Here is a 26,289-nt window from a genome sequence, read left to right as displayed (position 1 = left end):
GGCAGGTTCACGCAAACGGGCCGGTTCCGCCACCTGTAGGAGTGGCGGAACCGGCCCGTGGGGGCGCTGTTCTCCGGTCGGTTCTCTAGTCGCGCGCGGGCTCCACGGCGTCCACCCCGCTCGCCGTACGGTCGAAGCGGCCGTCCAGCTTGGAGACCAGACCGGTGACCTGGCGGGCGATGTCGGGCGCGGTGAGGCCGATCTCCGCCATGACCTCGGCGCGGGAGGCGTGGTCGAGGAAGCGCGGCGGGATGCCGAAGTCGCGCAGCGGGACGTCGACGCCCGCGTCGCGCAGGGCCTGCGCGACGGCCGAACCGACGCCGCCCACGCGGGAGTTGTCCTCGACGGTGACGACCACGCGGTGCCGCTCGGCGAGCGGCGCCATGGCCTCGTCGACGGGCTTGACCCAGCGCGGGTCGACGACGGTGGTGGTGATGCCCTGCTTGTCGAGCAGGGTGGCGATCTCCAGGCACATGGGGGCCAGCGCGCCGACGGAGACGAGCAGCACGTCCGGGGTCCGGGTGCCGGGCTCGCGCAGGACGTCCATGCCGCCCACGCGTCCCACGGCGGGTACGGCGGGGCCGACGGCGCCCTTGGAGAAGCGGACCACGGTCGGGGCGTCGTCGACCTCGACGGCCTCGCGCAGCTGGGCGCGCACCTGGTCGGCGTCGCGCGGTGCGGCGAGCCTGAGGCCCGGGACGACCTGGAGGATCGACATGTCCCACATGCCGTTGTGGGAGGCGCCGTCGGTGCCGGTGATGCCGGCCCGGTCCAGGACGAAGGTGACGCCGCGCCTGTGCAGGGCGACGTCCATCAGGACCTGGTCGAAGGCGCGGTTGAGGAAGGTGGCGTAGACGGCGAAGACGGGGTGCAGGCCGCCCTGGGCCAGGCCCGCGGCCGACACGGCGCCGTGCTGCTCGGCGATGCCGACGTCGTAGATCCGCTCCGGGAAGGTGTCCGCGAACTTCTTCAGGCCGACCGGCTGGAGCATCGCGGCGGTGATCGCGACGATGTCCTTGCGTTCCTTGCCGAGCTTGACCATCTCGTCGCCGAAGACGGAGGTCCAGTCGGCGCCCGCTGCCTTGATGGGCAGGCCGGTGTCGGGGTGGATGGGGCCGATGCCGTGGAAGCGGTCGGCCTCGTCCTGCAGGGCGGGCTGGTAGCCGCGGCCCTTCTCGGTGAGGCAGTGCACGATGACGGGCCCGCCGAACCGCTTGGCGCGGGTGAGGGCCGACTCCAGGGCCTCGATGTCGTGGCCGTCGATGGGGCCGACGTACTTGAGCCCGAGGTCCTCGAACATGCCCTGGGGCGCGATGAAGTCCTTCAGGCCCTTCTTGGCCCCGTGCAGGGTCTCGTAGAGGGGCCTGCCGACGACGGGGGTGCGCTCCAGGAGGTCCTTGCCGCGGGCCAGGAAGCGCTCGTAGCCGTCGGTGGTGCGCAGGGTCGCGAGGTGGTTGGCGAGGCCGCCGATGGTCGGTGCGTAGGACCGCTCGTTGTCGTTGACGACGATGACGAGGGGGCGGTCGCCGTCGGCGATGTTGTTCAGCGCCTCCCAGGCCATGCCGCCGGTCAGGGCGCCGTCACCGATCACGGCGACCACGTGGTCGTCGCGCTCCAGGATCTGGTTGGCCTTGGCGAGCCCGTCGGCCCAGCCGAGGACGGTGGAGGCGTGGCTGTTCTCGATGACGTCGTGCTCGGACTCGGCCTGCGAGGGGTAGCCGGACAGGCCGCCCTTCTGCTTCAGCTTCGAGAAGTCCTGGCGGCCGGTGAGCAGCTTGTGCACGTAGGACTGGTGGCCCGTGTCCCACAGGACCCGGTCCTTGGGGGACTCGAAGACCCGGTGCAGGGCGATGGTCAGCTCCACCACACCGAGGTTCGGGCCGAGGTGGCCGCCGGTCTTGGAGACCGCGTCGACGAGGAAGCTGCGGATCTCCTCCGCCAGCTGGTCCAGCTCCTCCAGGCTGAGCCGGTCCAGATCGCGCGGTCCCCTGATGCGGGTCAGCAGCGGCACCCGTGCCTCCTTGCAGTAGAGCTGTTCGAGCTTTCGCCGGGCTCGCCCGAGTCTAATGTCCCCCACCGCGAGCACGCCGAGGGGCACTGCAAAGGGGCGCGGGGAACTGCGCGACCGGCCACAACGGACCGGCACGCGCAGTCGACCCGCGCCCCTACGGCGAGATACGACCCTTGCGCTAGGCGCGCCCAGCGGTCTTCTGCGTCTTGCGGGTGACCGCGTCGATGACGACGGTCGCCAGCAGAACACCACCGGTGATCATGTACTGGACCGGGGAGGCGATGCCCTCCAGGGCCAGGCCGTACTGGATCGAGACGATGACCAGCACACCGAGCAGCGCGTTCCAGGTGCGGCCACGCCCACCGAACAGGGACGTACCGCCGATGACCGCGGCGGCGATCGCGTTCATCAGCAGGTCGCCGGCGCCGGCGCCCTGGTTGGCGGAGGCGATCTTCGAGGCGATGAACAGACCGCCGATCGCGGCGAAGGTGCCCGAGATCGCGAAGACCGAGATCCGGATCATCTCCACGTTGATACCGGCACGCCGGGAGGCCTCGACACTGCCGCCGAGCGCGAAGATCTTGCGGCCGTACGGGGTGCGGCGCAGCACGAAGTCCGTGATCAGCAGGACGCCGATGAAGATCACGACGGCCAGCGGCAGGCCCTTGTACTGGTTGTAGACCACGGCCACCGCGATCGAGAGGACCCCGAGCAGCACCGTGCGCAGGATGATCTCGCTCAGCGGCCGCGAGGGCACACCGGCGGCCTCGCGGCGGCGGTTGCCGAGGAAGGAGGTGACGAAGTACAGCGCGGTCACCACGATGGCGAGGGCGTACGCGGCGGCGACGTCCGTGAAGTAGTACGTCGTCAGCTTGGCGACCATGCCGTCGCTGTTGAGGTTGATCGTGCCGTTGCTGCCCAGGATCTGGAGCATGAAGCCGTTCCAGAACAGCAGGCCGGCCAGGGTGACCGCGAACGCTGGCACACCGATCTTCGCGAAGAAGAAGCCGTGGATCGCGCCGGCGACGGTTCCGGTGAGGATCGCCAGCACGAAGGCCAGCGCCTCGTTCATGCCGTGGTTGATGTTCAGCACGGCGAAGGAGGCGCCCGCGACACCGGAGACGGAACCGACCGACAGGTCGATCTCACCGAGCAGCAGCACGAAGACGATGCCGACGGCGATCATGCCCGTGCCGACCATCGCGATCGAGATGTCGGAGAGGTTGTTCGCGGTGAGGAAGTTGGAGTTCAGGCTCTGGAAGATGATCCAGATGATCGCCAGGCCGATGACGACCGGGATGGAACCCAGGTCGCCGGCCTTCATCTTGCGCTTGAACTCGCTCAGGTAGCCCGCGAAGCCCTGCTCGCGGACCAGCAGCCGGGGGTCGACGACGGTCGCGGCACCGGTGGCGGCCTCGGGGTTCTCCACCACGTGGTCGCCGGGAGGCGTGGAGGTCTTGTCGATGCTCACTTCTTGATCTCCCCAGTGGTGCGCGCCGCACGACGGGTCACGGCGTTTTCCGTGGCACCGGTGATGGCGGAGATGATCTCTTCCTGCGAGGTCGTCTTGACCTCGAAGACGCCGTTGTTGCGACCCAGACGCAGCACCGCCACCTTGTCGGCGACGGCCTTCACGTCAGCCATGTTGTGGCTGATGAGGATCACGGCGTGGTTGCGCTCGCGCAGCCGCTCCACCAGGTCGAGGACCTGGGCGGTCTGCTCGACGCCGAGGGCGGCGGTGGGCTCGTCGAGGATGACCAGCTTGGGCTCGCCGAGCATGGAGCGTGCGATGGCCACGGTCTGGCGCTGACCGCCGGAGAGCGAGGCGATCGGGATGCGGACGCTGGGAATGCGGATGGACAGCTGGTCCAGCAGTTCGCGGGAGCGGCGCTCCATCTCGACCTCGTCGAGGATGCCGAACTTGCGGACCTCACGACCGAGGTACAGGTTGCCGACGACATCGATGTTGTCGCACAGCGCGAGGTCCTGGTACACCGTCGCGATGCCCAGGTGCTGGGCGTCGTGCGGCCGGTTGATGTTGACCGACCTGCCTTCCCACTCGATGAAACCCTCATCGATGGGATGCACGCCGGCGATCGTCTTGACCAGCGTGGACTTTCCGGCGCCGTTGTCGCCGACCAGGGCGACCACCTCACCGGCGTGGACTTCAAGCTCTACGTCGGTGAGCGCCTGGACGGCACCGAATCGCTTGGAGACCCCGCGCAACGCCAGCACGGGCGTAGCGGACACGTGAACCATCTCCTTCGCCGCCTGACCCGGCGGGAGGTTGTGCAGAAAAAGGGGGGTTGATCCGTCCGGCGCCCCGCGACGAGCTTGCGGGGCTGTTTGATGCGCGGGGCGCCGGAGGAGCCTTCGGAGCGGGCGTCCCGCAGGGGAATTCAAGGACGAATTCCCCTGCCTGGAAAGGACGCCCGGCTGCTTACTTCAGACCGATCTTGTCGCAGGCGGCCTTGTACTGGGCCGTGCAGATGTCGGCGACCGTGTAGACGCCGTCCTTGATGACGGTGTCCTTGATGTTGTCCTTGGTCAGCGACTGGACCGGGACCAGGACCGAGGGGACCTGCTTGGTGGTCGGGCTGTCGACCTTGTCCTTGGCGACCGAGTCGAGCGACTTGCCCTGGGCGAGGTCCACGGCCATCTCGGCGGCGGCGTTGGCCTCCGGCGCGTAGGGCTTGTAGACGCTCATGTACTGGGTGCCGGCGACGATGCGCTGGACACCGGCGAGCTCCGCGTCCTGGCCGGTGACCGGGATGTTGGTGATGCCGGCGGCCTTGAGGGCGGTGATGATACCGCCGGCCATGCCGTCGTTGGCGGAGTAGACGCCGATCAGGTTCTTCTTGCCGATCGCCGAGATCGCGCCCTCCATGTTGGCGTTGGCGTTCTCCGGCTTCCAGTCCTTGGTGTCGTAGGACTTGCCGATGTTCACCTTGCCCTGGAGGACCTCGAGGGCGCCCTTCTTGAACTGGGCGGCGTTCGGGTCGGTGGAGGACCCGTTCATCATGACGATCTTGCCGGACTTGGCCTTGGAGCCGAGGGCCTTCAGCAGGGCCTGGCCCTGGGTCTTGCCGACGGTCTCGTTGTCGAACGAGGTGTACGCGTCGATGGGGCCCTGCGCGAGACGGTCGTAGGCGACGACCGGGATGCCGGCATCCTTGGCCTTCTGCACCGAGTTCTTGATCGCCGCGGAGTCGACCGCGTCCACGATGAGGACGTCCACCTTGTTGGTGATCATCGTGTCGACCTGCTGGTTCTGCGTGCTGGCGTCCTGCTTGGCGTTGGCGTAGACCAGCTGGGCCTTGTTGTTCGTGAGCTCCTTGATCTTCTTCTCGATCAGGGGCTTGTCGAACTTCTCGTAGCGGGCCGTCTGGTTCTCCGGCAGGAGCAGACCGACCTTGATGTTGTCGCCCTTCTTGGCGGACGACGACGAGTCCGAACCACCGCCGGACTCCTTGGCGCTTCCACAAGCGGCGAGGGAAACAGCCATCGCACCCGCGGCAACGGCAAACGCGGCACGACGCATACGCGTGTTCACTTCAGAAACCTCCCTGACGAGGCCGCGACACTGCGGCCGAGGTGGCTGGAAGTCAACTCGGCCGCAGGTGCGACGTCAAGAAGTAAATCCTTAACGAGATGGCAACGGTGCCATCCGTTCTCTAAGTGAAGGCAGGGGTGACTGCTGTCAGCGTGCCGTCCAAAAGGGTCGAATCGCCCATCTCGCTGAGCGCGAGAGCGAGCGCTCCGAGCACCTCCGCACGGCCCCCAAGTGCCCCCGGGAGAACGGACAGTTGGCGCCCTGCGCTGGGGATCGCGTAGCGGCCGACGGACTCCCTTATCGGGCCGAGCACCAGCTCACCGGCCTCGGCGAGATCACCGCCGAGGACCACACGGCTCGGGTTCAGCAGATTGCAGAGATTCGCGACTCCACTGCCGATGTGGCGGCCGACGTCGGCGATCACCCGACGGCAGCCCGGGTCTCCGTCCCGGCCCAGCCGTACGACGCCTTCCATCGTGAGGTCGGTGCCGTGGCTGGACTGGAGCAACGGAAGCACATAGCGCGCCGCAGCAAAGGTTTCCAGGCATCCGCGGTTTCCGCAGCGGCAGACGGGACCTGATTCGTCGAGTGTAATATGTCCGATTTCGCCGGCGGTGCCGCCGGGACCCCGGTAGATCTTCCCGTTGATCACCAGCCCGGCGCCGACACCGCTCGCGACCTTGATGTACGCCAGGTCCTTTACCCCCCGCCCGCTGCCCCAGACCAGCTCGCCGAGGGCGCCGAGGTTGGCGTCGTTGTCCACGTGCACCGGCACGCCGAGCCGCCCCCGCAGCTCCTCGGCGGGCCTGGTGCCGCTCCAGCCGGGCAGGATCGCGGTCGAGCCCAGGGTGCCGGACTCGACGTCGATCGGGCCGGGCACGCCGAGGCCCACTCCGGCGATCTTGGACCGGTCGACGCCCGTTGCTGCGATCAGGCGATTGACCAGCTCCTCCGCCCGGTCGAAGCCCTGTGCCGAGGACGCGTCCACGTCCAGCGGCTCGGACTCCTCGGCCAGCACCTGGTGGGCGAGGTTGCCGACCGCGACCCGTAGATGCGTATGTCCGAAGTCCACCCCGATGACAATGCCGGCGTCGCCGCTCAGCGAGACGCTGCGGGCCCTGCGGCCGCCCGCCGAGGTGGGCGTGACCTCGACCGTTCCGCCGTCCTTGAGCTCGCGGACGATGTTGGAGACCGTCGCCGCCGACAGTCCCGTGGTCCGCGCGATCTCCGCCTGCGTGAGTGACCCGGCCAGCCGCACGGCACGTACGACCCGCTCCAGGTTGGCTCGGTGCAGTGACGACTGCGACCCCGGAGTCTCCACGACGACCTCCTGCGCGCGGGACCGCTTCGATGAGGCCCCGACTATGTCCAACTAGTGAACTCTAAGCTGAGCTGTTCGGGTCGCCTCCCGTCAAGAGGTTGAACCGCATCCGGGTTCTTGCACACACATGTGCGCGCCGCCCCCGCGGTCGGGGACGGCGCGCTCGAAGGCTTCGGTTCGCTACTTCAGCGCCCCCGCCGTCAGCCCCTGGACGACCTGCCGCTGGAAGATGATGTACGCCGCAAGGACCGGCAGCATCGCCATCACCAGACCGGCGAACAGGCCCGACCAGTCGCCCTTGTAGCCCTGACTGGCGGCGAGCTGCACCAGACCCTGGGTGAGCACCCGTTTGTCCGGGTCGGTGTTGAGCACCGTCGGCAGCATGTACTGGTTCCACTGGCCCAGGAAGTTGAAGATCCCCACGCTGATCAGGCCGGGCTTGGCCATGGGCAGCATGATCTGGAAGAACGTCCGGCTGTGCGAGGCCCCGTCGACGAAGGCCGCCTCCGCGACCGAGGTCGGCAGCGTTCGGAAGAACGCGTGCAGGAAGAAGACCGTGAACGGCAGCGAGTAGGCGATGTAGACCAGGATCAGGCCGTGGATGGTGTTCAGGAGGCCCATGTTGTTCACGACGTAGAACAACGGCACCAGCGCCAGCATGATCGGGAAGCTCATGCCGCCGATGAACAGGAAGTAGATGAACCTGTTGCCCGGGAAGTCGAACCGGGCGAGGACATAGGCCGCCATCGAGCCGAGGATCAGGGTGCCGATGAGCGAACCGCCCACCACCAGGATGGTGTTGAGGAAGTAGTCGCTCATGTTGGCGTCGGTCCAGGCCCGCGCCCAGTTGTCGAAGTGCAGCTTGTCGGGCAGGGCCCAGGGCGAGCTGAAGATGGAGCTGTCGTCCTTGAAGGACGTCATCACGGCCCACAGCAGCGGCATCACGACCATGAACGCCCACAGGATGAGGAAACCGTGGGAGAAGGCGTTCAGGACGCCTCCCTCCTTCTTCGGCTTCTTCTGCGGGCGGGCCGCTGTGTCGACCTTGCTGACGGTGGCGCCGGACTCGGCGGGCACGGGGGCGGGGGTCTCGGTCGTCTTCATCTGATCAGTACTCCAGCCGCTCGCGCCGACCGAAACGCATCACGATCGCCGCGAAGGCCAGCGTGACGACGAGCAGGGCGACGCCGATCGTGGTCGCGTAGGCGGCCTGTCCGTCACGGAACGCCTTCTGGTACACGTACAGGACCATGACGGTGGTCGAGTAGTCGGGACCGCCGGGTCCGGTCGTCATGATCTGTACGACCGCGAACGACTCGGCACCGAGGGCGAGGATGCCCATGTACACCCAGCCGGACTGCACGGTGTCCCACAGCAGCGGCAGGGTGATGCGGAAGAACGTGGAGATGCGGTTCGCGCCGTCGAGCAGCGCGGCCTCGTACAGGTCCGCCGGGATGGAGGCCATACCGGCGGAGAACAGGACCACGAAGAAGCCGACCGAGGACCAGACGAGGACCGCCATCACGCACCACAGGGCCAGGCTCGGATCGCCCAGCCACAGCGGCTGGAGGCTGTCGAGCCCGATGCCCCGCAGAAACGCGTTGATCGCGCCGCTGTCCGGGTTGTACGCGAAAGCGAACAGCAGGGCGACGATCGCGATGGAGAGCACCTGCGGGAAGAAATAGACGATTTTGTAGAAGGAGGAGCCCCGGACACCGGAGATCACCGGGCCGCCCCTCCTTCTGCGTCCGCCGACATTGATCATGAAGGCGAAGAACAGCGCCAGACTGATCGTCACCAGCGGCAGCACCAACGCGAACAGCAGGCTGTGCCAGAGCGACTTCCAGAAGATGTCGTCGTGGAACATCCGCTGATAGTTGTCGAAGCCGACCATCTTGAATTCGGGGCTCAGTCCCGTCCAGTCCGTGAACGAGTAGTAGATGGACTGGATGAACGGCCAGACGACGAAAAGCGCGTACAGCCCGAGGGGAACCGCGAGGAACCCCACGATGAACCGGTACTTGCCGTGCTGCATTACTGCCTACCCCGATCTTCCGGGCCTGTGCTGCCGCTGGTGACGGGCGTTCACTGGTGCTTGTAGTGCTTGATCGAGCTGTCCTTGGCGGCCGCGTCGGCGAAGCCCTGGATCTTCTTGATGGTCTCGGCCGGGGTGGCGCGGCCGGCCATCATCTCGCCGAGGCCACCGACACCGATCTGCTCCTTCTGCAGCTGCACGTACCAGTCCTGGATGCGCGGGTTCAGGACGTTGTCCTTGGCCAGGTCCAGCGCCGCGACACCGGACTTGAGGCCCGGGGTCAGGGTGATGCCGGTCGTGCCGCCGTTGAACGCGGTCAGCGACTTCACCTTGGTGGTGAAGTTCTTCGAGGACGCCTCGCTGAGCATGATGCGCAGCTGCTCCATGCCGCCCTCGGGGTTCTTCGCCTTGGCCGGGACGATGAAGGGCTCACCGCCGGAGGCCCAGATGGTGCCGAAGGGCAGCTTGTCGGAGCTGTCGATGCCGGACGGCGCGGAGACGGCGAGGTTGAAGTCCTTGGGGATGACGTTCGCCGACTCGTTCTCCACCCAGGAACCGTTCGGGATGAACAGCGCCTTGCCCTTGGCCCACGCGGTCTGCGACTGGATGTGGTCCAGGCCGGGCGTGCCCTTGAGGATGTAGCCCTTCTTGTAGAGCTCGTAATAGGCCTCGAAGCAGGCCTTGACGGCCGGGTGCTTCCAGGCGTTCGGCTCCAGGTTGTCGATGGCGTCCAGGACCTCGCGGCCCCCGACCTTGCCGATCATCGGGTAGAGCGAGAAGGGGATGTAGTACGGGTACTTGCCCGCGTACGTCCAGCCGGCCATGCCCTTTTTCTTGGCCTTCTCGCACACGGCGAGCATCTCGTCCCAGGTCTTGGGGTACTCCGCGTCGAGCGAGTCGAGGGCCTTCTGCGAGTACCAGACGCCGTAGATCGTGTAGGCGTAGTACATGATCCAGACCGGGTCGCCGTCGAACTGGCCCATCTCCACGATGCCGGGGCGCAGCGTGTCGCGGACCTTCTTGTTCGGGTCGTCGTAGGACGCGGCGTCCAGCAGCGGGGTGAGGTCGGAGAGCTGCTTCTTGCCGACCAGGACGCCCATGTCCATCTGCTCGGCACCGGAGTTGTCGATCAGGTCCGGCGGGGTGCCCTGGTTGAAACGGGGCTGCAGGGTGGACTGGATCTTCTGGGTGGCGGAGAACTTCACCTTCACCTTGGGGAAGTTCTTCTCGTAGATCTTGACGGCGTCCTGGGCGTACTCCTTGCCGAAGCCGCCGTCGAACAGGACGAACTCCATGCCCGCGGTGTCGTTCACGCCGAGCGGGTTCTTGGCGGTCTTCTTGCCCGCCTTGGCCTTGTCGCCGTTGTCGTCGCCGCCACCACTGGCACAGGCCGACAGAAAGCTCATCGTGGGTACGGAGATCAGGCCGAGCGCGGCGGACCGCTTGATCAGATCGCGGCGGCCGACACCCGTCGTGCCGTTGTTCTCGGCGGAAGTGGATCCCATGCTCAAGTCCTCGCCTTCTCCAGGACTCAGGCGGTGAACCGGATCCTCCCCGGCACCGCGGTCAGGTCAAGCAGGGTCGTGCAGGAAGTGCGGATCGTGTAGTACGGATGGGGTGAATCGCCGACAGGTATAGTCCACTTCCCGCCAACGGAGCAAGATCGAATGCAAGGTTGGCCGATGGTCTTATCCGAGTTGAGACCTCGCGGAAATATGAGCCCCCTGTGACCACCTTGCCGGAAAAATCCGCGACATAAACCCCGAATGCCGCAGGCAACACCCTTGACATCACTGACCACTTGACCCACTACTGGTCTCTGCGCGGCTAAGTTGACAACGTTGTCCACAAGCCCAGGGAGGGTGCTGGCACATGGGGCACAGAACTCGGCACAGATGGGGTCCGGCCGTCGTGCTGACGGCCGCTTTTGCTTTGGCGGTGGGCACGCAGGGAGCGGCCACCGCACTTCCGGCGAAGGCACCGGCCGCCGACCGGTCGTTCGCCTCCTCTTTCGAGGCGGGCGATCCGGCGCCGGACTGGCTCAACACGGTCGACACCAGGCCGGACGGGACCAAGCGGGCCTCCGGCGTGGACGGGGGATACAGCAGCGGCATCCCCGGAAACGTCAACGACCATGTCACCGACGTGAGGGCCAGCGGTGAGAACACCGGCGGCGGCGAGGTGAAGGAGAACCTCGTCGACGGCGAGTCGGCCACCAAGTGGCTGACCTTCGAGGCGACCGGCTGGGCGGAGTTCGACCTCGACAAGCCGCTGAAGATCACCAACTACGCGCTCACCTCGGCCAACGACTTCGCCGAGCGCGACCCGAAGGACTGGACCCTGCAGGGCTCCACCGACGGCAAGGACTGGAAGACCCTCGACTCCCGCTCCGGGGAGTCCTTCGGCGAGCGCTTCCAGACCAAGAAGTACGACCTCGCCGAGCCGGCCGAGTACCAGCACTTCCGGCTCGACATCACGAGGAACAACGGCGCCGCGGACATCCTGCAACTCGCCGACCTGCAGCTTTCCACCGGTGACAGCGACAACCCGGTCCCGCAGGACATGCTCTCGCTGGTCGACCACGGCCCGAGCGGCTCACCGACCGCGAAGGCGGCCGCGGGCTTCACCGGAAAGAAGGCACTGCGTTACGCCGGACGGCACACCGCCGACGGGCGGGCGTACTCGTACAACAAGATCTTCGACGTGAACGTGGCCGTCGGCCGCGACACCCAGCTCTCGTACCGGATCTTCCCGCAGATGGCGGACAAGGTCCTGGACTACGACGCCACGAACGTCTCCGTCGACCTGGCCTTCACCGACGGCACCTATCTCAGCGACCTCGACGCGGTCGATCAGCACGGTTTCGGGCTGACGCCGCAGGCGCAGGGTGCCGCCAAGATCCTCTACGTCAACCAGTGGAACAACGTCACCTCGCGGATCGGCTCGGTCGCGGCCGGCAAGACCGTCGACCGGATCCTGGTGGCGTACGACTCCCCCAAGGGCCCGGCGAAGTTCCGCGGCTGGCTGGACGACATCGCGCTCAAGTCCGTGGCGCCCGAGAAGCCGAAGGCGCATCTGTCGGACTACGTGCTGACCACCCGCGGCACCAACTCCAGCGGCAGCTTCTCGCGCGGCAACAACTTCCCCGCGACGGCCACTCCGCACGGGTTCAACTTCTGGACGCCGGTGACCAACTCGTCGTCGCTGAGCTGGCTGTACGACTACGCGCGGGCGAACAACGACGACAACCTGCCGACGATCCAGTCGTTCAGCGCGAGCCACGAGCCCAGCCCCTGGATGGGTGACCGGCAGACCTTCCAGCTGATGCCGTCGGTGGCCTCCGGCACCCCCGACACCGGCCGCGAGGCCCGTGAGCTGGCGTTCCGGCACGAGAACGAGACCGCGCGGCCGTACTACTACGGGGTGCGGTTCGAGAACGGCCTGAAGGCCGAGATGGCCCCGACCGACCATGCCGCCTCGCTGCGCTTCACCTACCCGGGCGATGACGCGAGCGTGGTCTTCGACAACGTCACCGAGCAGGCCGGGCTCACCCTCGACAAGGACAACGGCATCGTCACCGGTTACTCGGACGTGAAGTCCGGACTGTCGACGGGCGCCACCCGGCTCTTCGTCTACGGCGTCTTCGACAAGAAGGTGACGGACGCGTCGTCGAGCGGGGTCAAGGGCTACATGCGGTTCGACGCGGGCTCCGACCACACCGTCACCCTGCGCCTGGCCACCTCGCTGATCAGCGTCGACCAGGCGAAGGACAACCTGCGTCAGGAGATTCCGGACGGCAGGTCCTTCGACGCGGTCAAGAAGCAGGCCCAGCACACCTGGGACAAGCTGCTCGGCAAGGTCGAGGTCCAGGGCGCGACGCCGGACCAGCTGACCACGCTGTACTCCAGCATGTACCGGCTGTACCTGTACCCCAACTCCGGCTTCGAGAAGGTGGGTTCGAAGTACCAGTACGCCTCGCCCTTCTCGCCGATGCCGAACCCGGACACCCCGACGCACACCGGCGCGAAGATCGTCGACGGCAAGGTGTACGTCAACAACGGGTTCTGGGACACCTATCGGACCACGTGGCCGGCGTACTCCTTCCTGACGCCCTCTCAGGCGGGCGAGATGGTCGACGGGTTCGTGCAGCAGTACAAGGACGGCGGCTGGACCTCGCGCTGGTCCTCCCCCGGCTACGCGGACCTGATGACCGGCACCTCCTCGGACGTGGCGTTCGCGGACGCGTACGTCAAGGGCGTGAAGTTCGACGCCAAGTCGGCGTACGACGCGGCCGTGAAGAACGCCACCGTCGTCCCGCCGTCCTCCGGCGTGGGCCGCAAGGGCATGACCACCTCGCCGTTCCTCGGCTACACGAGCACCGACACCGGTGAGGGCTTCTCGTGGGCGATGGAGGGCTACGTCAACGACTACGGCATCGCCGAGATGGGCAAGGCGCTCTACAAGAAGACCGGCGAGAAGCGCTACAAGGAGGAGTCGGACTACTTCCTCAACCGCGCCCAGGACTACGTCAACCTCTTCGACTCCAAGGCGGGCTTCTTCCAGGGGAAGGACGCCAAGGGCAACTGGCGCCTGGACTCCGCGAAGTACGACCCGAAGGTGTGGGGTTACGACTACACGGAGACCGACGGCTGGGGCTACGCCTTCACCGCCCCGCAGGACAGCCGAGGCCTGGCCAACCTGTACGGCGGACAGAAGGCCCTCGGGGACAAGCTGGACGAGTACTTCTCGACACCCGAGACGGCCTCGCCCGACAACGTCGGTTCCTACGGCGGTGTCATCCACGAGATGACCGAGGCGCGGGACGTCCGGATGGGCCAGTACGGGCACTCCAACCAGGTCGCCCACCACGTCAACTACATGTACGACGCGGCCGGCGAGCCCTGGAAGGCGCAGAAGAACGTCCGCGAGGTGCTCTCCCGCCTCTACACCGGCAGCGAGATCGGGCAGGGCTACCACGGCGACGAGGACAATGGCGAGCAGTCGGCCTGGTACCTCTTCTCCTCGCTCGGCTTCTACCCGCTGGTGATGGGCAGCGGCGAGTACGCCATCGGCTCCCCGCTGTTCAAGAAGGCGACGGTGCACCTGGAGAACGGCCACGACCTGGTCGTCCGGGCGCCGAAGAACAGCACGAAGAACGTGTACGTGCAGGGGCTGAAGGTCAACGGCCGTACGTGGTCGAAGACTTCGCTGCCGGACTCACTGCTCAAGAAGGGCGGGGTCCTGGACTTCGACATGGGCTCGAAGCCCTCCAAGTGGGGCAGCGGCAAGGACGCGGCGCCCGTGTCGATCACCAAGGACGACAAGGTGCCGACGCCGCGGGCGGACGTGCTCAAGGGCGACGGGGCGCTGTTCGACAACACCTCGGCGACCGACGCGACGGTCACGTCCGTGGACCTGCCGGTCTCCGGTGCGGTCAAGGGCCTGCAGTACACGCTGACGTCGTCCGGCGACCACACCAAGGCACCGACCGGCTGGACGCTCCAGGGCTCCGACGACGGGACCACGTGGAAGACGCTGGACAAGCGGTCCGGGGAGTCCTTCCGCTGGGACAAGCAGACCCGCGCGTTCTCCGTGAAGTCCCCCGGTACGTACGGCAAGTACCGCCTGGTGCTCGACGGCGAGGCGGTGGTCTCGGAGATCGAACTGCTCGCGTGAGCGGCTGAACAGTGAGGGGGCCGCGTCGCATGCGACGCGGCCCTCTTTCTCTGTGGTCTTTCTCTGTGGTCGGGCCCGGGCGTCAACTGGCTTGACGTCGTTGTCCGTTCAAGTAGTAAGGTTGTTCGCAAAATGCTGGACAACGTTGTCGCACAGCGCAGCGTCGCCATGAGACCAGCACCATCCGGACCAGGTACTCCCCCGGCCTGCCCGGCTCGCGGACCCGGTGGCCCGACACACCCCACCGGGTCCGCCCTGAGCGGAGCCCCATCACGCTCGGATTCTGATCTCACGGCACTGACACGACGAGGGCCGCGCCCCCGGTGAACCGGGGGCGCGGCCCTCAACTGCCTTGAGTTGTCGCTTACTTGCGGATCAGCGAGCGCAGTACGTACTGCATGATGCCGCCGTTGCGGTAGTAGTCGGCCTCGCCGGGGGTGTCGATGCGGACGACCGCGTCGAACTCGACGCCCGTGTCGGTGGTGACCTTGACCGTGCCGGGGGTGGTGCCGTTGTTGAGCTCCTCGACGCCGGTGAAGGAGAAGGTCTCCTCGCCGGTCAGGCCGAGGGAGGCCGCCGAGGCGCCCTCCGGGAACTGCAGCGGGAGCACGCCCATGCCGATGAGGTTCGAGCGGTGGATGCGCTCGTACGACTCGGCGATGACGGCCTTGACGCCGAGGAGCGCGGTGCCCTTGGCGGCCCAGTCGCGGGACGAGCCGGAGCCGTACTCCTTGCCGGCCAGGACGACCAGCGGGATGCCCTGCTCGATGTAGTTGCGCGAGGCGTCGTAGATGAACGACACCGGCGCGTCGGCCTGCGTGAAGTCGCGGGTGTAGCCGCCCTCGGTGCCCGGCGCGATCTGGTTGCGCAGGCGGATGTTGGCGAACGTGCCGCGGATCATGACCTCGTGGTTGCCGCGGCGCGAGCCGTAGCTGTTGAAGTCGCGGCGCTGCACGCCGTGCTCCGTGAGGTACTGGCCGGCCGGGGTGTCGGCCTTGATGGCGCCGGCGGGCGAGATGTGGTCGGTGGTGACCGAGTCGCCCAGCTTGGCCAGGACGCGGGCGCCGGAGATGTCGGAGACCGGGGCCGGCTCGGGCTGCATGCCCTCGAAGTACGGGGGCTTGCGGACGTAGGTCGACTCGGCGTCCCACTCGAAGGTGTTGCCGGTGGGGATCGGCAGCGCCTGCCACTGGGCGTCGCCCGCGAAGACGTCGGCGTAGGACTTGTTGAACATGTCCTCGCCGATGGCGTTCGCCACGACGTCGTTGACCTCGGCCTCGGAGGGCCAGATGTCCTTCAGGTAAACCGGGTTGCCGTCCTGGTCGGTGCCCAGGGCGTCACGGGTGATGTCCACCTTCATGGAGCCCGCGATGGCGTACGCGACGACCAGCGGCGGGGAGGCCAGGTAGTTCATCTTGACGTCGGGGTTGATCCGGCCCTCGAAGTTCCGGTTGCCGGACAGGACCGAAGTCACCGCGAGATCGTGGTCGTTGACGGCCTTGGAGACCTCCTCCGGCAGCGGGCCGGAGTTGCCGATGCAGGTGGTGCAGCCGTAGCCGACGAGGTTGAAGCCGACCTTGTCGAGGTACGGGGTCAGGCCCGCCTTGTCGAAGTAGTCGGTGACGACCTTGGAGCCCGGGGCGAGGGTGGTCTTGACCCACGGCTTGCGGGTCAGGCCCTTCTCGACCGCCTTCTTGGCCACCAGGGCGGCGGCGACCATGACGTACGGGTTCGAGGTGTTGGTGCAGGAGGTGATGGCCGCGACCGTCACCGCGCCGTGGTCGATCTCGTACGTCGAGCCGTCGGGGGCGGTCACCGTGACCGGGTTGGACGGGGCGCCGTTCGGGGCGATGGCCGGGGCGTCGGAGGCCGGGAAGGACTCCTGGCCCGCCTCGTCCACGCTGTCGACGTAGTTGCGCACGTCCTGCTTGAACTGCTCGGCGGCGTTCGCGAGGACGATGCGGTCCTGCGGGCGCTTCGGGCCGGCGATGGAGGGGACGACCGTGGAGAGGTCCAGCTCCAGCTTCTCGGAGAAGTCGGGCTCGGCCTTCGGGTCCAGCCAGAGGCCCTGCGCCTTGGCGTACGCCTCGACCAGCGCGAGCTGCTGCTCGCTGCGGCCGGTGAGCCGCATGTAGTTGATGGTCTCGTCGTCGATCGGGAAGATCGCGGCTGTGGAGCCGAACTCCGGCGACATGTTGCCGATGGTGGCGCGGTTGGCGAGGCTCGTGGCGCCCACGCCCTCGCCGTAGAACTCGACGAACTTGCCGACGACGCCGTGCTTGCGCAGCATCTCGGTGATGGTGAGCACCAGGTCGGTGGCGGTGGTGCCGGGCTTGAGCTCGCCCGTCAGCTTGAAGCCGACGACGCGCGGGATGAGCATCGAGACCGGCTGGCCGAGCATCGCGGCCTCGGCCTCGATGCCGCCGACGCCCCAGCCGAGGACGCCCAGGCCGTTGACCATCGTGGTGTGCGAGTCGGTGCCGACCAGGGTGTCGGGGTACGCCTTGCCGTCACGGACCATGACGACGCGGGCCAGCTTCTCGATGTTGACCTGGTGGACGATGCCGGTGCCGGGCGGGACGACCTTGAACTCGTCGAAGGCGGTCTGGCCCCAGCGCAGGAACTGGTAGCGCTCGCGGTTGCGGCCGTACTCCAGCTCGACGTTCTGCTTGAAGGCGTCGTTCGTGCCGAACTTGTCGGCGATGACGGAGTGGTCGATGACCAGCTCGGCCGGGGCCAGCGGATTGATCTTGTCGGCGTCGCCGCCGAGCTCCTTGACGGCCTCACGCATGGTGGCGAGGTCCACGACACAGGGCACGCCGGTGAAGTCCTGCATGATCACGCGGGCCGGCGTGAACTGGATCTCCTGGGACGGCTGCGCCTGGGAGTCCCAGCCGCCGAGCGCGCGGATGTGGTCGGCGGTGATGTTCGCGCCGTCCTCGGTGCGGAGCAGGTTCTCCAGCAGGACCTTGAGGCTGTACGGCAGCCGGGCCGAGCCCTCCACCTTGTCCAGCCGGAAGATCTCGTACGACTCGTCGCCCACCTGCAGCGTGCTGCGGGCGTCGAAGCTGTTCGCCGACACGACAGTCTCCTTCATTGATGTGCGCGTACTCACCACATCCGCTAAGGTAAGGCTAAGTTAGGTAACCCTTACCGGGCTTGGCGCTGCGGTGCTCCTCGGCAGATATCTCGATGTCGAGATAACTCTAGTACATGGGCACGGGATGGTCATGCCCGGGTCCCCACTGTGGCGCGCTCCACGGCTTCGCGCGCGGCGGCATCGGAAGCCGAGCGCGGCAGTACCGGATGGTCGGGCGCGAGGGCGTCCGACGTCATACGACATCGAGGGATTTGCCCGGATCTTTCGAACGGCGGCGCACCTGTGCGACCAGGCAGCTTTGACGGCGCGTCACCCGAACGGACCCCCCAACAGGCCCCATCTCATATCTGAGATAACCTCAACCCCATGGCAGACGACTACCTCGTACGCATCGGCAGGCTCATCCGGGACGCGCGGCAGCACCGCGGCTGGACTCAGGCGCAGCTGGCGGAGGCGCTCGGCACAAGTCAGAGCGCTGTCAACCGCATCGAGCGCGGCAATCAAAACATCAGCCTTGAGATGATCGCCCGCATTGGTGAAGCTTTGGACAGCGAAATCGTCTCGCTGGGCTACTCGGGGCCGATGCATCTGCGCGTCGTCGGCGGCCGCCGGCTCTCCGGTGCCATCGACGTCAAGACGAGCAAGAACGCGTGCGTCGCGCTGCTCTGCGCGTCCCTGCTCAACAAGGGCCGCACCGTGCTGCGTCGGGTCGCGCGGATCGAGGAGGTCTACCGGCTCCTGGAGGTGCTGAACTCCATCGGGGTGCGCACCCGGTGGGTCAACGACGGCGTCGACCTGGAGATCGCGCCGCCCGCCGAGCTGAACATGACGGCGATCGACGCCGAGGCGGCCGTACGGACGCGGTCCATCATCATGTTCCTCGGCCCGCTGCTGCACCGCATGGACCGCTTCAAGCTGCCGTACGCGGGCGGCTGCGACCTGGGCACGCGGACCATCGAGCCGCACATGATCGCGCTGCGCCGGTTCGGTCTGGAGGTGACCGCCACCGAGGGGCAGTACCACGCCCTGGTGGACCCGGCGGTGCGGCCCGACCGGCCGATCGTGCTGACCGAGCGCGGGGACACCGTCACCGAGAACGCGCTGCTGGCCGCCGCCCGTTCGGACGGGGTCACCGTCATCCGCAACGCGTCCTCCAACTACATGGTCCAGGACCTGTGCTTCTTCCTGGAGGCGCTCGGCGTCCGGGTCGAAGGCATCGGCACCACCACCCTCACCGTGCACGGCGTGCCGGACATCGACGTCGACGTGGACTACTCCCCCTCCGAGGACCCGGTCGAGGCGATGAGCCTGCTGGCCGCCGCCGTGGTCACGGAGTCGGAACTGACCGTGCGCCGGGTGCCGATCGAGTTCCTGGAGATCGAGCTGGCGGTCCTGGAGGAGATGGGGCTCGACCACGACCGTACGCCCGAGTACTTCGCGGACAACGGCCGTACGCGCCTGGTGGACCTGACCGTCCGGCCGTCCAAGCTCGAAGCCCCGATCGACAAGATCCACCCCATGCCCTTCCCGGGCCTGAACATCGACAACGTCCCCTTCTTCGCGGCGATCGCGGCCGTCGCGCAGGGCAAGACCCTCATCCACGACTGGGTCTACGACAACCGCGCCATCTACCTGACGGACCTCAACCGCCTCGGCGGCCGCCTCCAGCTCCTCGACCCGCACCGCGTCCTGGTCGAGGGCCCCACCCGCTGGCGCGCCGCCGAGATGATGTGCCCGCCGGCCCTGCGACCCGCCGTGGTCGTCCTGCTGGCGATGATGGCGGCCGACGGGACGTCCGTCCTGCGGAATGTGTACGTCATCAACCGGGGGTACGAGGACCTGGCCGAGCGGTTGAACTCCGTCGGCGCGCAGATCGAGATCTTCCGGGACATCTGAGCCTTCGAGCCCTCCGAGCTCTCCATGCCCTCCGTGGCGCCGGGCCCCGTACCGCGGGCCCGGCGCCACGGTGCGTTCCGGCTCTTTTCCACGGTGCGTTCCGGTCCCTTTTTGTTCTACAGAACCTTGACGCCATGACGCTCTTCTGTAGACCATCGAAGGCATCGGTACCCGCACCGGTGCGAGGAGGCGCTCGGCATGGTGGAGGTGTCCTTCGACCGGAGCCCGGACATGTACCGGCACTGGGGGCTGCGCACGGACGGGCCGGTGGCCTGGCTGGAGCTGGACGTCGACGAGCAGGGCGGGCTGGTGCCGGGGTACGAGCTGAAGCTCAACTCCTACGACCTCGGGGTGGACATCGAGCTGTACGACGCGGTGCAGCGGCTGCGGTTCGAGCATCCCGAGGTGCGGGCGGTGGTGGTGACCAGCGCCAAGGAGAAGGTGTTCTGCGCGGGGGCGAACATCCGGATGCTCGCGGGTTCGGCGCACGAGTGGAAGGTGAACTTCTGCAAGTTCACCAACGAGACCCGCAACGGCATGGAGGACGCCTCCGAGCACTCGGGGCTCACCTTCATCGCCGCGGTCAACGGCTCCTGCGCGGGCGGCGGTTACGAGCTCGCGCTCGCCTGCGACCGGATCCTGCTGATCGACGACAACTCCTCCTCGGTCGCGCTGCCCGAGGTGCCGCTGCTCGGTGTGCTGCCCGGTACCGGCGGACTGACCCGGCTGACCGACAAGCGCCATGTGCGCAAGGACCTCGCCGACGTCTTCGCCACCCGCAGCGACGGCGTGCGCGGCAAGACGGCCGTCGACTGGGGGCTGGTGGACGAGGTGGTGCCGCGCCGGGACTTCCGTACGGTCGTCGAGCAGCGGGCGCGGGAGGCGGCGGCACGCCATCCCCGTCCGGCGGACGTGCGCGGCATTCAACTCGCCCCGCTGGAGCGGGAGATCAGTGACGAAGGGATCTTCTATCGGTATGTGCGGGGCGAGTTCGACCGGCCCGGCGGGCTCGTCCGGATCACCGTGCGCGGGCCCGACGGCGGTGACGGCTGGCTGCTCGCCCTCACCCGTGAGCTCGACGACCTGATCCTGCGGCTGCGGGCGAACGAGCCCGAGCTGGGCACCTGGGTGCTGCGCACCGAGGGCGACCGCGAGCGCGTACTCGCCGAGGAGCAGCGACTGTTGAGCGCGAAGGACGACTGGCTGGCGAACGAGATCCTGCACTACTACAAGCGCACCCTGAAGCGGCTCGACGTCACCAGCCGCAGCCTCGTCGCCCTGGTCGAGCCGGGCAGCTGCTTCGCCGGGCTGCTGCTGGAGCTCGCCCTCGCCTGCGACGTGCAGTACATGCTGGACGGGCCGCCGATCGAGGACCCGGACAGCGAGGAGCGCGCCCAACTCACCCTGTCCGAGGCCAATTTCGGCACCTTCCCGATGGGCAACGGACTCTCGCGCCTCCAGTCCCGTTTCTACGGCCACGAGGACCACCTCGACTGGCTGCGGCGGGAGGCGGGGCAGCCGCTGTCCGCCGCCCGGGCCCGCGAGCTGGGTCTCGTCACCGACGCTCCCGACGACCTCGACTGGGAGGACGAGATCCGCATCGTCCTGGAGAACCGGGCGGCGCTGAGCCCGGACGCGCTGACCGGGATGGAGGCCAACCACCGGTTCACCGGCCCCGAGACCATGGAGACCAAGATCTTCGGCCGGCTCAGCGCGTGGCAGAACTGGATCTTCGTACGCCCCAACGCCTCAGGCCCCGAAGGCGCGTTGCGCCGCTACGGCACCGGGCAGCGGGCGGTCTACGACCGGAAGCGAGTGTGACCCGATGCCCACCGCCATCGACTACGACTCCAAGATCCCCAACAATGTCGGCCTCGCCGACGACCGCCGGCTGCAGCGGGCGCTGGAGGGCTGGCAGCCCAAGTTCCTCGGCTGGTGGGGCGAGATGGGCCCCTCGCTGGAGAACCACGGCGTGTATCTGCGCACCGCCGTGTCGGTGGGCCGCGACGGCTGGGCGCACTTCGACCATGTCAACGTGCCCGACTACCGCTGGGGCATCTTCCTCGCCGAGCCCACCCCGGACCGCCGTATCGCCTTCGGCGAGCACAGGGGCGAGCCGGTCTGGCAGCAGGTGCCCGGAGAGTACCGCGCCGATCTGCAGCGGCTGATCGTGATCCAGGGCGACACCGAGCCCGCCTCCGTGGAGCAGCAGCGTCTGCTGGGGCTGAGCGCGCCGAGCCTGTACGACCTGCGCAACCTCTTCCAGGTCAACGTGGAGGAGGGGCGGCATCTGTGGGCGATGGTATATCTGCTGCACGCCTACTTCGGCCGCGAGGGGCGCGAGGAGGCCGAGGCGCTGCTGTACCGCAACTCCGGCAGCCCCGACTCGCCGCGCATCCTGGGCGCGTTCAACGAGGAGACCGCCGACTGGCTGGCCTTCTACATGTTCACGTACTTCACCGACCGGGACGGCAAGTACCAGCTGGGCTCGCTCAAGGAGAGCGCCTTCGACCCGCTGTCGCGGACCTGCGTCTTCATGCTGAAGGAAGAGGCGCACCACATGATGGTGGGCACCACGGGCGTCGACCGGGTGGTCACCCGCAGCGCCCAACTCGTGCGCGAGCACGACACGTTGGACATCGCGGCCTGCGGCGGCATCCCGCTCGACATCATCCAGAAGTACATCAACTTCCACTACACGGTCTCCCTGGACCTGTTCGGCAGCGAGACCTCCACCAACGCGGCCAACTACTACACCGCCGGTCTCAAGGGCCGCTGGCAGGAGGAGCGGCGCGGCGACGACCATCAACTCACCGAGGACGGCGTGCGGTTGGACAAGCCCGTCGCGGACGGCACCTGGGGGGTCGACGAGGTGCCCGCGCTGCTCGCCCTCAATCTCGACCTGCGCGACGAGTACATCGCCGACTGCCGGACGGGCCTCAAGCGCTGGAACCGCATCCTGGAGGAGCACGGCATCGACTTCCGGCTGACGCTCCCGCATCCCGGCTTCAACCGCGGTGTCGGCCTCGCCTCCGGCCATCACGTCACGCCCGACGGCACGATCGTCGACGCGGAGACCTGGGAGGCGAACCGCGGGCACTGGCTGCCGACGGCCGAGGACCTGGCGTTCGTACGGTCGTTGATGCAGCCGGTGTACGAGCGCGGGAAGATCGCGAGCTGGGTGGCGCCGCCGACGAGCGGCATCAACGGCAAGCCGTTCGACTACGAGTACGTCCGACTGGTGTGAGGCGGCCGTCATGCCCGAGCTGTTCAACGCGGCACAGTGGCTGGTCGACCGGCAGGTGACGGAGGGGGGCGGCGGCCACACGGCCGTCGTGACGCCCACCCGGTCCCTGACCTACGAGGAGCTGGCCGGTGAGGTCCGCCGGGTGGCCGCAGGGCTGCAAGCCCTCGGGGTGCGGCCCGAGGAGCGCGTCCTGTTCTGCATGACGGACGACGTCGAGCTGTTCACCGGCATCCTCGCCGCCTTCCGCATCGGCGCGGTGGCCGTGCCCGCCTCGACCATGCTCACCGGCGCGGAGCTGGGCGGCCTGGTCACGGACTGCCGTACGCGCGTGGTGCTGGGATCGGCCGAGTTCGCCCCCGTGGTGCGGGCGGCCGTGCGGGAGGCCCCGGAGGTCGAGCACGTCGTCCTCGGCGAGGAGTGGCAGCGGCTGCGGGCCGCCGACCCGGGCGCGCACGAGGAGCCGTACCCCACCTGGCCGGACTCCCCCGCCCTGTGGCTCTACACCTCCGGCACCACGGGCACGCCCAAGGCGGCCATGCACCGGCACGACGACATCAGGCTGGTCGCCGAGAACTACGGGCGGCAGGTCCTCGGCATCGGCCCCGAGGACCGCTGTCTGTCGGTGGCGAAGCTGTTCTTCGCGTACGGGCTCGGCAACTCGATGTTCTTCCCGCTGTCGGTGGGCGCCACCGCCCTGCTCGAACCGGCCCTGCCCTCCCCCGCGCTGTTCGCCAAACGGGCGGCGGCCGACCGGGCCACGATCCTGTTCGGCGTGCCCGGCTTCCTCGGGGCGCTGCTCGCGGGCCTCGACATCCCCGACGACGCCTTCGCGACCGTACGCGCGGGTGTCTCGGCCGGTGAGGCGCTGCCGGCGCGGATCTACCGGGGGATGCTGGAGCGGTTCGGCGTCGAGGTCCTCGACGGGATCGGGTCGACCGAGATGCTGCACATCTTCATCTCCAACCGGCAGGGGCGGGTCCATCCGGGCTCCTCCGGCGAGCCTGTTCCGGGGTACGCCGTGGAGCTGCGGGACGGGGAGGGCCGGGTGGTGGCGGGCGAGGGCGTGCCCGGCGAGCTCTACGTCCGCGGGGCGTCGGCCGCCACCGGCTACTGGTGCCGCGCCGACACCACCCGTCAGGTCTTCCTCGGCGACTGGGTGCGCACCGGGGACACCTACGTCCGCAACGGCGACGGCACCTACACCTGCATGGGCCGCACCAACGACCTGCTCAAGGCGGGCGGCATCTGGGTCTCGCCCACGGAGGTCGAGGAGCGGCTGCTGGCCCATCCGGACGTGGCCGAGGCCGCCGTGGTGGGAGCGCGGGACGCGGACGGGCTGGACAAGCCGGTCGCGTGCGTGGTGCCGAGAGCCGGGCGCGAGGTCGACGCGGAGACGCTGGTCGCCTGGTGCCGGGAGGGGCTGGCCGCGTTCAAGCGCCCGCGCGCCGTCGTCGCGCTGACCGAACTGCCGCGCACGCCCACGGGGAAGATCCGGCGCAATGTGCTGCGGGAGCTGGTCGGCTCCGAGGAGGCGCCGTGATCGACGGCGAGACGGTGGTGGACGCGCACGTCCATGTCCCGCGGCTGTCCACGCTCAAGCCGTCCTGGTTCGAGTGGGCGCAGACGTTCTCCGGCGGGCACCCCTGGCGCGACGCCTACGACGACCACGGCGATCCGGTGCCGGAGCGGCTGGACGCCCAGCTGGAGTCCGAGGGGGTGGACCGCGCACTGCTGTTCTGCGAGTACAGCCCGCGGGCCACCGGGATCCAGCCCATCGAGGACCTGCTGCCGGTCGTCGCGTACAACCCCGAGCGGTTCCGGCTGGTCGCGAACGTCAACCCGCATCTGCACCACCCGGTGGCGGCCGAGGCCGAGCGGCAGCTGGAGCTCGGCGCGGTGGCGGTCAAACTCCATCCCGTGCACGCCGGTTTCGACCCGGCCGACAAGGAGCTGTACCCGCTCTACGCGCTGTGCGCCGAGCGCGGTGTCCCGGTGATCGTGCACTCGGGCACGTCCACCTTCCCGGGCGCGCGGGCCCGGTTCGGCGACCCGCAGCTGATGCTCGACGCCGTGGAGGATTTCCCCGGCGTGCAGTTCGTCTTCGCCCATGGCGGGCGCGGCTGGTGGTACGACACCGCGGCGTTCCTCGCGCTGGCCCGCCCGAACGTCTGGCTGGACCTGGCCGGACTGCCCCCGCGCAGACTCCCCGAGTACTACGCCCGCTTCGACCTGCCCCGGCTGGCGGGCCGCTGGATCTTCGGCACGGACTGGCCGGGGGTACCAGGCACCGCCGCCAACGTCACCGCCCTGCGCAAGCTGGGCCTGCCGGAGGAGACCCTGCGGGGCGTGCTGTCGGGGAACGCGGCGAGGGTGTTTCCGGGCCTCGGACTCCAGGACGGCTCGGGTTTCAGGACGGGCCCCTAGCCCTCCAGTTCCTCCCACCGCCGCTGCGCCCCCGCGCTCCATTCGGCGTGCTTGGTGTGGAAGAGGGCCGCCGCCCGGGCGCCGCTCCAGCCCGCGGGGAGCAGCTTCGAGGGCAGGCGCGGGTCGAGGAAGGGGAAGCGGCGCCATTCGTGCACCAGCCCGGTCAGGGCGTGCAGCAGGGCGTCGCCGTCCGCGGGGTGCAGGCCCGTGAACTCGTCGATGAACGCCTCGTAGCGGTCCGCCACCTCGCTGAGGTCCCAGGCGCGGGCGACCATGGCGGTCTCGCTGCCCACGGCGCCGTATGCGGCGGTGAAGGACATCGCGTCGTCGGCCAGGCCGAGTTCCTTCAGCACGCCGAGCGCCTCCGTCTCCCGGTCGGTGCGGGGGGTGATCCACACGCCGGGTTCCGGGGAGCCGAAGCCGGCCCAGCTGAGCCGGGTGCGGACCCGGTGGCGCAGGTCCCGCTTGGACTCCGGTACCGAGACCAGGACCATCAGCCAGGTGCCGTCCCAGGTGCGCTCCTCGCTGCCGAAGTCGTAGATGCGCTGCGCGCCCTCGGTCAGCAGGCGGCGTCCGGGTGGGGTGAGGGCCCAGCGCGTCCGGCGGCCCACCCGCTCGGCGGCCAGCCAGCCCTCGGCGGCGGTTCGGGCCAGCGACTGGCGGGCCGACTTCTCCTCGACGCCGAACAGGGCGAGCGCCTCCACGAGGGCGGAGGTCCACACCGGGCGGCCGCGGGGCAGGACGTACTCGCCGAGCATCGTCATCAGCAGGGAACGGGCGCTGGTGTCGCCGACCTCCCGGCGGCGGCTGACCACCGGCCGTGCGGAGGTGTCGTTCGCCATGCCCGTCACTTCCCTCGTCAGGTTCCTCGCCGTCGGCTGCTCGTCGGCGTAGCTGCACAATATCTGTAACTACACAATATCTTGTCGTCGCGCGAGCGATAAGTAGAGCGTCGAGGTGTTGGCGACCGACCCGACTCCTGACATGCCACGCGCCGCCGACCATACGGTTCGGCGGCGCGACTTG

Annotated in this window: 16 protein-coding genes; 6 read left to right on the top strand and 10 right to left on the bottom strand. The window is 68.2% G+C overall.

The window, feature by feature from the left end; translation table 11 throughout:
- Positions 1–85: 85 nt before the first annotated feature.
- The 8 genes from dxs to ngcE all read right to left on the bottom strand — a co-directional run bounded on the left by dxs (position 86) and on the right by ngcE (position 10,425).
- Complete coding sequence (dxs, locus tag JYK17_RS02665) at positions 86–2,011, bottom strand: 1-deoxy-D-xylulose-5-phosphate synthase (protein WP_108007014.1); 1,926 nt, start codon at positions 2,009–2,011, stop codon at positions 86–88.
- Positions 2,012–2,189: 178 nt separating this feature from the next.
- Positions 2,190–3,482, bottom strand: a complete 1,293-nt coding sequence (locus JYK17_RS02660; RefSeq protein ID WP_108007016.1) for a sugar ABC transporter permease — start codon at positions 3,480–3,482, stop codon at positions 2,190–2,192.
- Complete coding sequence (locus JYK17_RS02655; protein WP_164932143.1) at positions 3,479–4,270, bottom strand: ATP-binding cassette domain-containing protein; 792 nt, start codon at positions 4,268–4,270, stop codon at positions 3,479–3,481. Before JYK17_RS02655 ends, JYK17_RS02660 begins: the two co-directional genes overlap by 4 nt.
- Before the next feature lie 181 nt (positions 4,271–4,451).
- Positions 4,452–5,552: a sugar ABC transporter substrate-binding protein gene (locus JYK17_RS02650; RefSeq protein WP_164932359.1), complete on the bottom strand. Its 1,101-nt coding sequence runs from the start codon at positions 5,550–5,552 to the stop codon at positions 4,452–4,454.
- Positions 5,553–5,685: 133 nt separating this feature from the next.
- Complete coding sequence (locus JYK17_RS02645; protein ID WP_108007022.1) at positions 5,686–6,885, bottom strand: ROK family transcriptional regulator; 1,200 nt, start codon at positions 6,883–6,885, stop codon at positions 5,686–5,688.
- 180 nt (positions 6,886–7,065) lie between these two features.
- A complete protein-coding gene (locus JYK17_RS02640) occupies positions 7,066–7,989 on the bottom strand; it encodes a carbohydrate ABC transporter permease (protein ID WP_108007024.1) in 924 nt (307 codons plus the stop codon).
- Between the two features lie 4 nt (positions 7,990–7,993).
- Positions 7,994–8,920: a carbohydrate ABC transporter permease gene (locus tag JYK17_RS02635; protein ID WP_108007026.1), complete on the bottom strand. Its 927-nt coding sequence runs from the start codon at positions 8,918–8,920 to the stop codon at positions 7,994–7,996.
- A 50-nt stretch (positions 8,921–8,970) separates the two neighbouring features.
- Complete coding sequence (ngcE, locus tag JYK17_RS02630) at positions 8,971–10,425, bottom strand: N-acetylglucosamine/diacetylchitobiose ABC transporter substrate-binding protein (RefSeq protein ID WP_108007028.1); 1,455 nt, start codon at positions 10,423–10,425, stop codon at positions 8,971–8,973.
- 367 nt (positions 10,426–10,792) lie between these two features.
- Between ngcE and JYK17_RS02625 the strand changes: the two genes are divergently transcribed.
- Positions 10,793–14,596 carry a GH92 family glycosyl hydrolase gene (locus tag JYK17_RS02625; protein WP_222809667.1) on the top strand — a complete coding sequence of 1,268 codons (3,804 nt, stop codon included), beginning with the start codon at positions 10,793–10,795 and terminating at the stop codon, positions 14,594–14,596.
- Positions 14,597–14,960: 364 nt separating this feature from the next.
- On the opposite strand, the gene acnA is transcribed toward JYK17_RS02625, so the two are convergent.
- A complete protein-coding gene (acnA, locus tag JYK17_RS02620; protein ID WP_108007032.1) occupies positions 14,961–17,678 on the bottom strand; it encodes an aconitate hydratase AcnA in 2,718 nt (905 codons plus the stop codon).
- A 384-nt stretch (positions 17,679–18,062) separates the two neighbouring features.
- Between acnA and JYK17_RS02615 the strand changes: the two genes are divergently transcribed.
- The 5 genes from JYK17_RS02615 (at position 18,063) to JYK17_RS02595 (ending at position 25,263) form a co-directional block, all read left to right on the top strand.
- Positions 18,063–19,592 carry a helix-turn-helix domain-containing protein gene (locus tag JYK17_RS02615; protein WP_108007034.1) on the top strand — a complete coding sequence of 510 codons (1,530 nt, stop codon included), beginning with the start codon at positions 18,063–18,065 and terminating at the stop codon, positions 19,590–19,592.
- Between the two features lie 198 nt (positions 19,593–19,790).
- The gene (gene boxC / locus JYK17_RS02610) at positions 19,791–21,413 is read left to right on the top strand and encodes a 2,3-epoxybenzoyl-CoA dihydrolase (protein ID WP_222809666.1); all 1,623 of its coding nucleotides are present in this window, start codon (positions 19,791–19,793) and stop codon (positions 21,411–21,413) included.
- A gap of 4 nt (positions 21,414–21,417) precedes the next feature.
- Entirely contained in the window at positions 21,418–22,839 is a 1,422-nt protein-coding gene (gene boxB, locus JYK17_RS02605) for a benzoyl-CoA 2,3-epoxidase subunit BoxB (protein ID WP_222809665.1), read from the top strand.
- A 10-nt stretch (positions 22,840–22,849) separates the two neighbouring features.
- Positions 22,850–24,379: a benzoate-CoA ligase family protein gene (locus JYK17_RS02600; RefSeq protein ID WP_222809664.1), complete on the top strand. Its 1,530-nt coding sequence runs from the start codon at positions 22,850–22,852 to the stop codon at positions 24,377–24,379.
- Positions 24,376–25,263 (top strand): amidohydrolase family protein, encoded by an 888-nt coding sequence (locus JYK17_RS02595; RefSeq protein WP_222809663.1) that lies wholly within the window; start codon positions 24,376–24,378, stop codon positions 25,261–25,263. Before JYK17_RS02600 ends, JYK17_RS02595 begins: the two co-directional genes overlap by 4 nt.
- On the opposite strand, the gene JYK17_RS02590 is transcribed toward JYK17_RS02595, so the two are convergent.
- Positions 25,260–26,105, bottom strand: a complete 846-nt coding sequence (locus JYK17_RS02590) for a PaaX family transcriptional regulator (RefSeq protein WP_222809662.1) — start codon at positions 26,103–26,105, stop codon at positions 25,260–25,262. The genes JYK17_RS02595 and JYK17_RS02590 overlap by 4 nt on opposite strands.
- Positions 26,106–26,289 lie beyond the last annotated feature (184 nt).

Source organism: Streptomyces plumbidurans (assembly GCF_019857225.1).
GTDB classification, from domain to species: domain Bacteria; phylum Actinomycetota; class Actinomycetes; order Streptomycetales; family Streptomycetaceae; genus Streptomyces; species Streptomyces plumbidurans.
The sequence above is the reverse complement of the archived record's forward strand: the minus strand, read 5'-3'. Positions and strand labels throughout refer to the sequence as shown.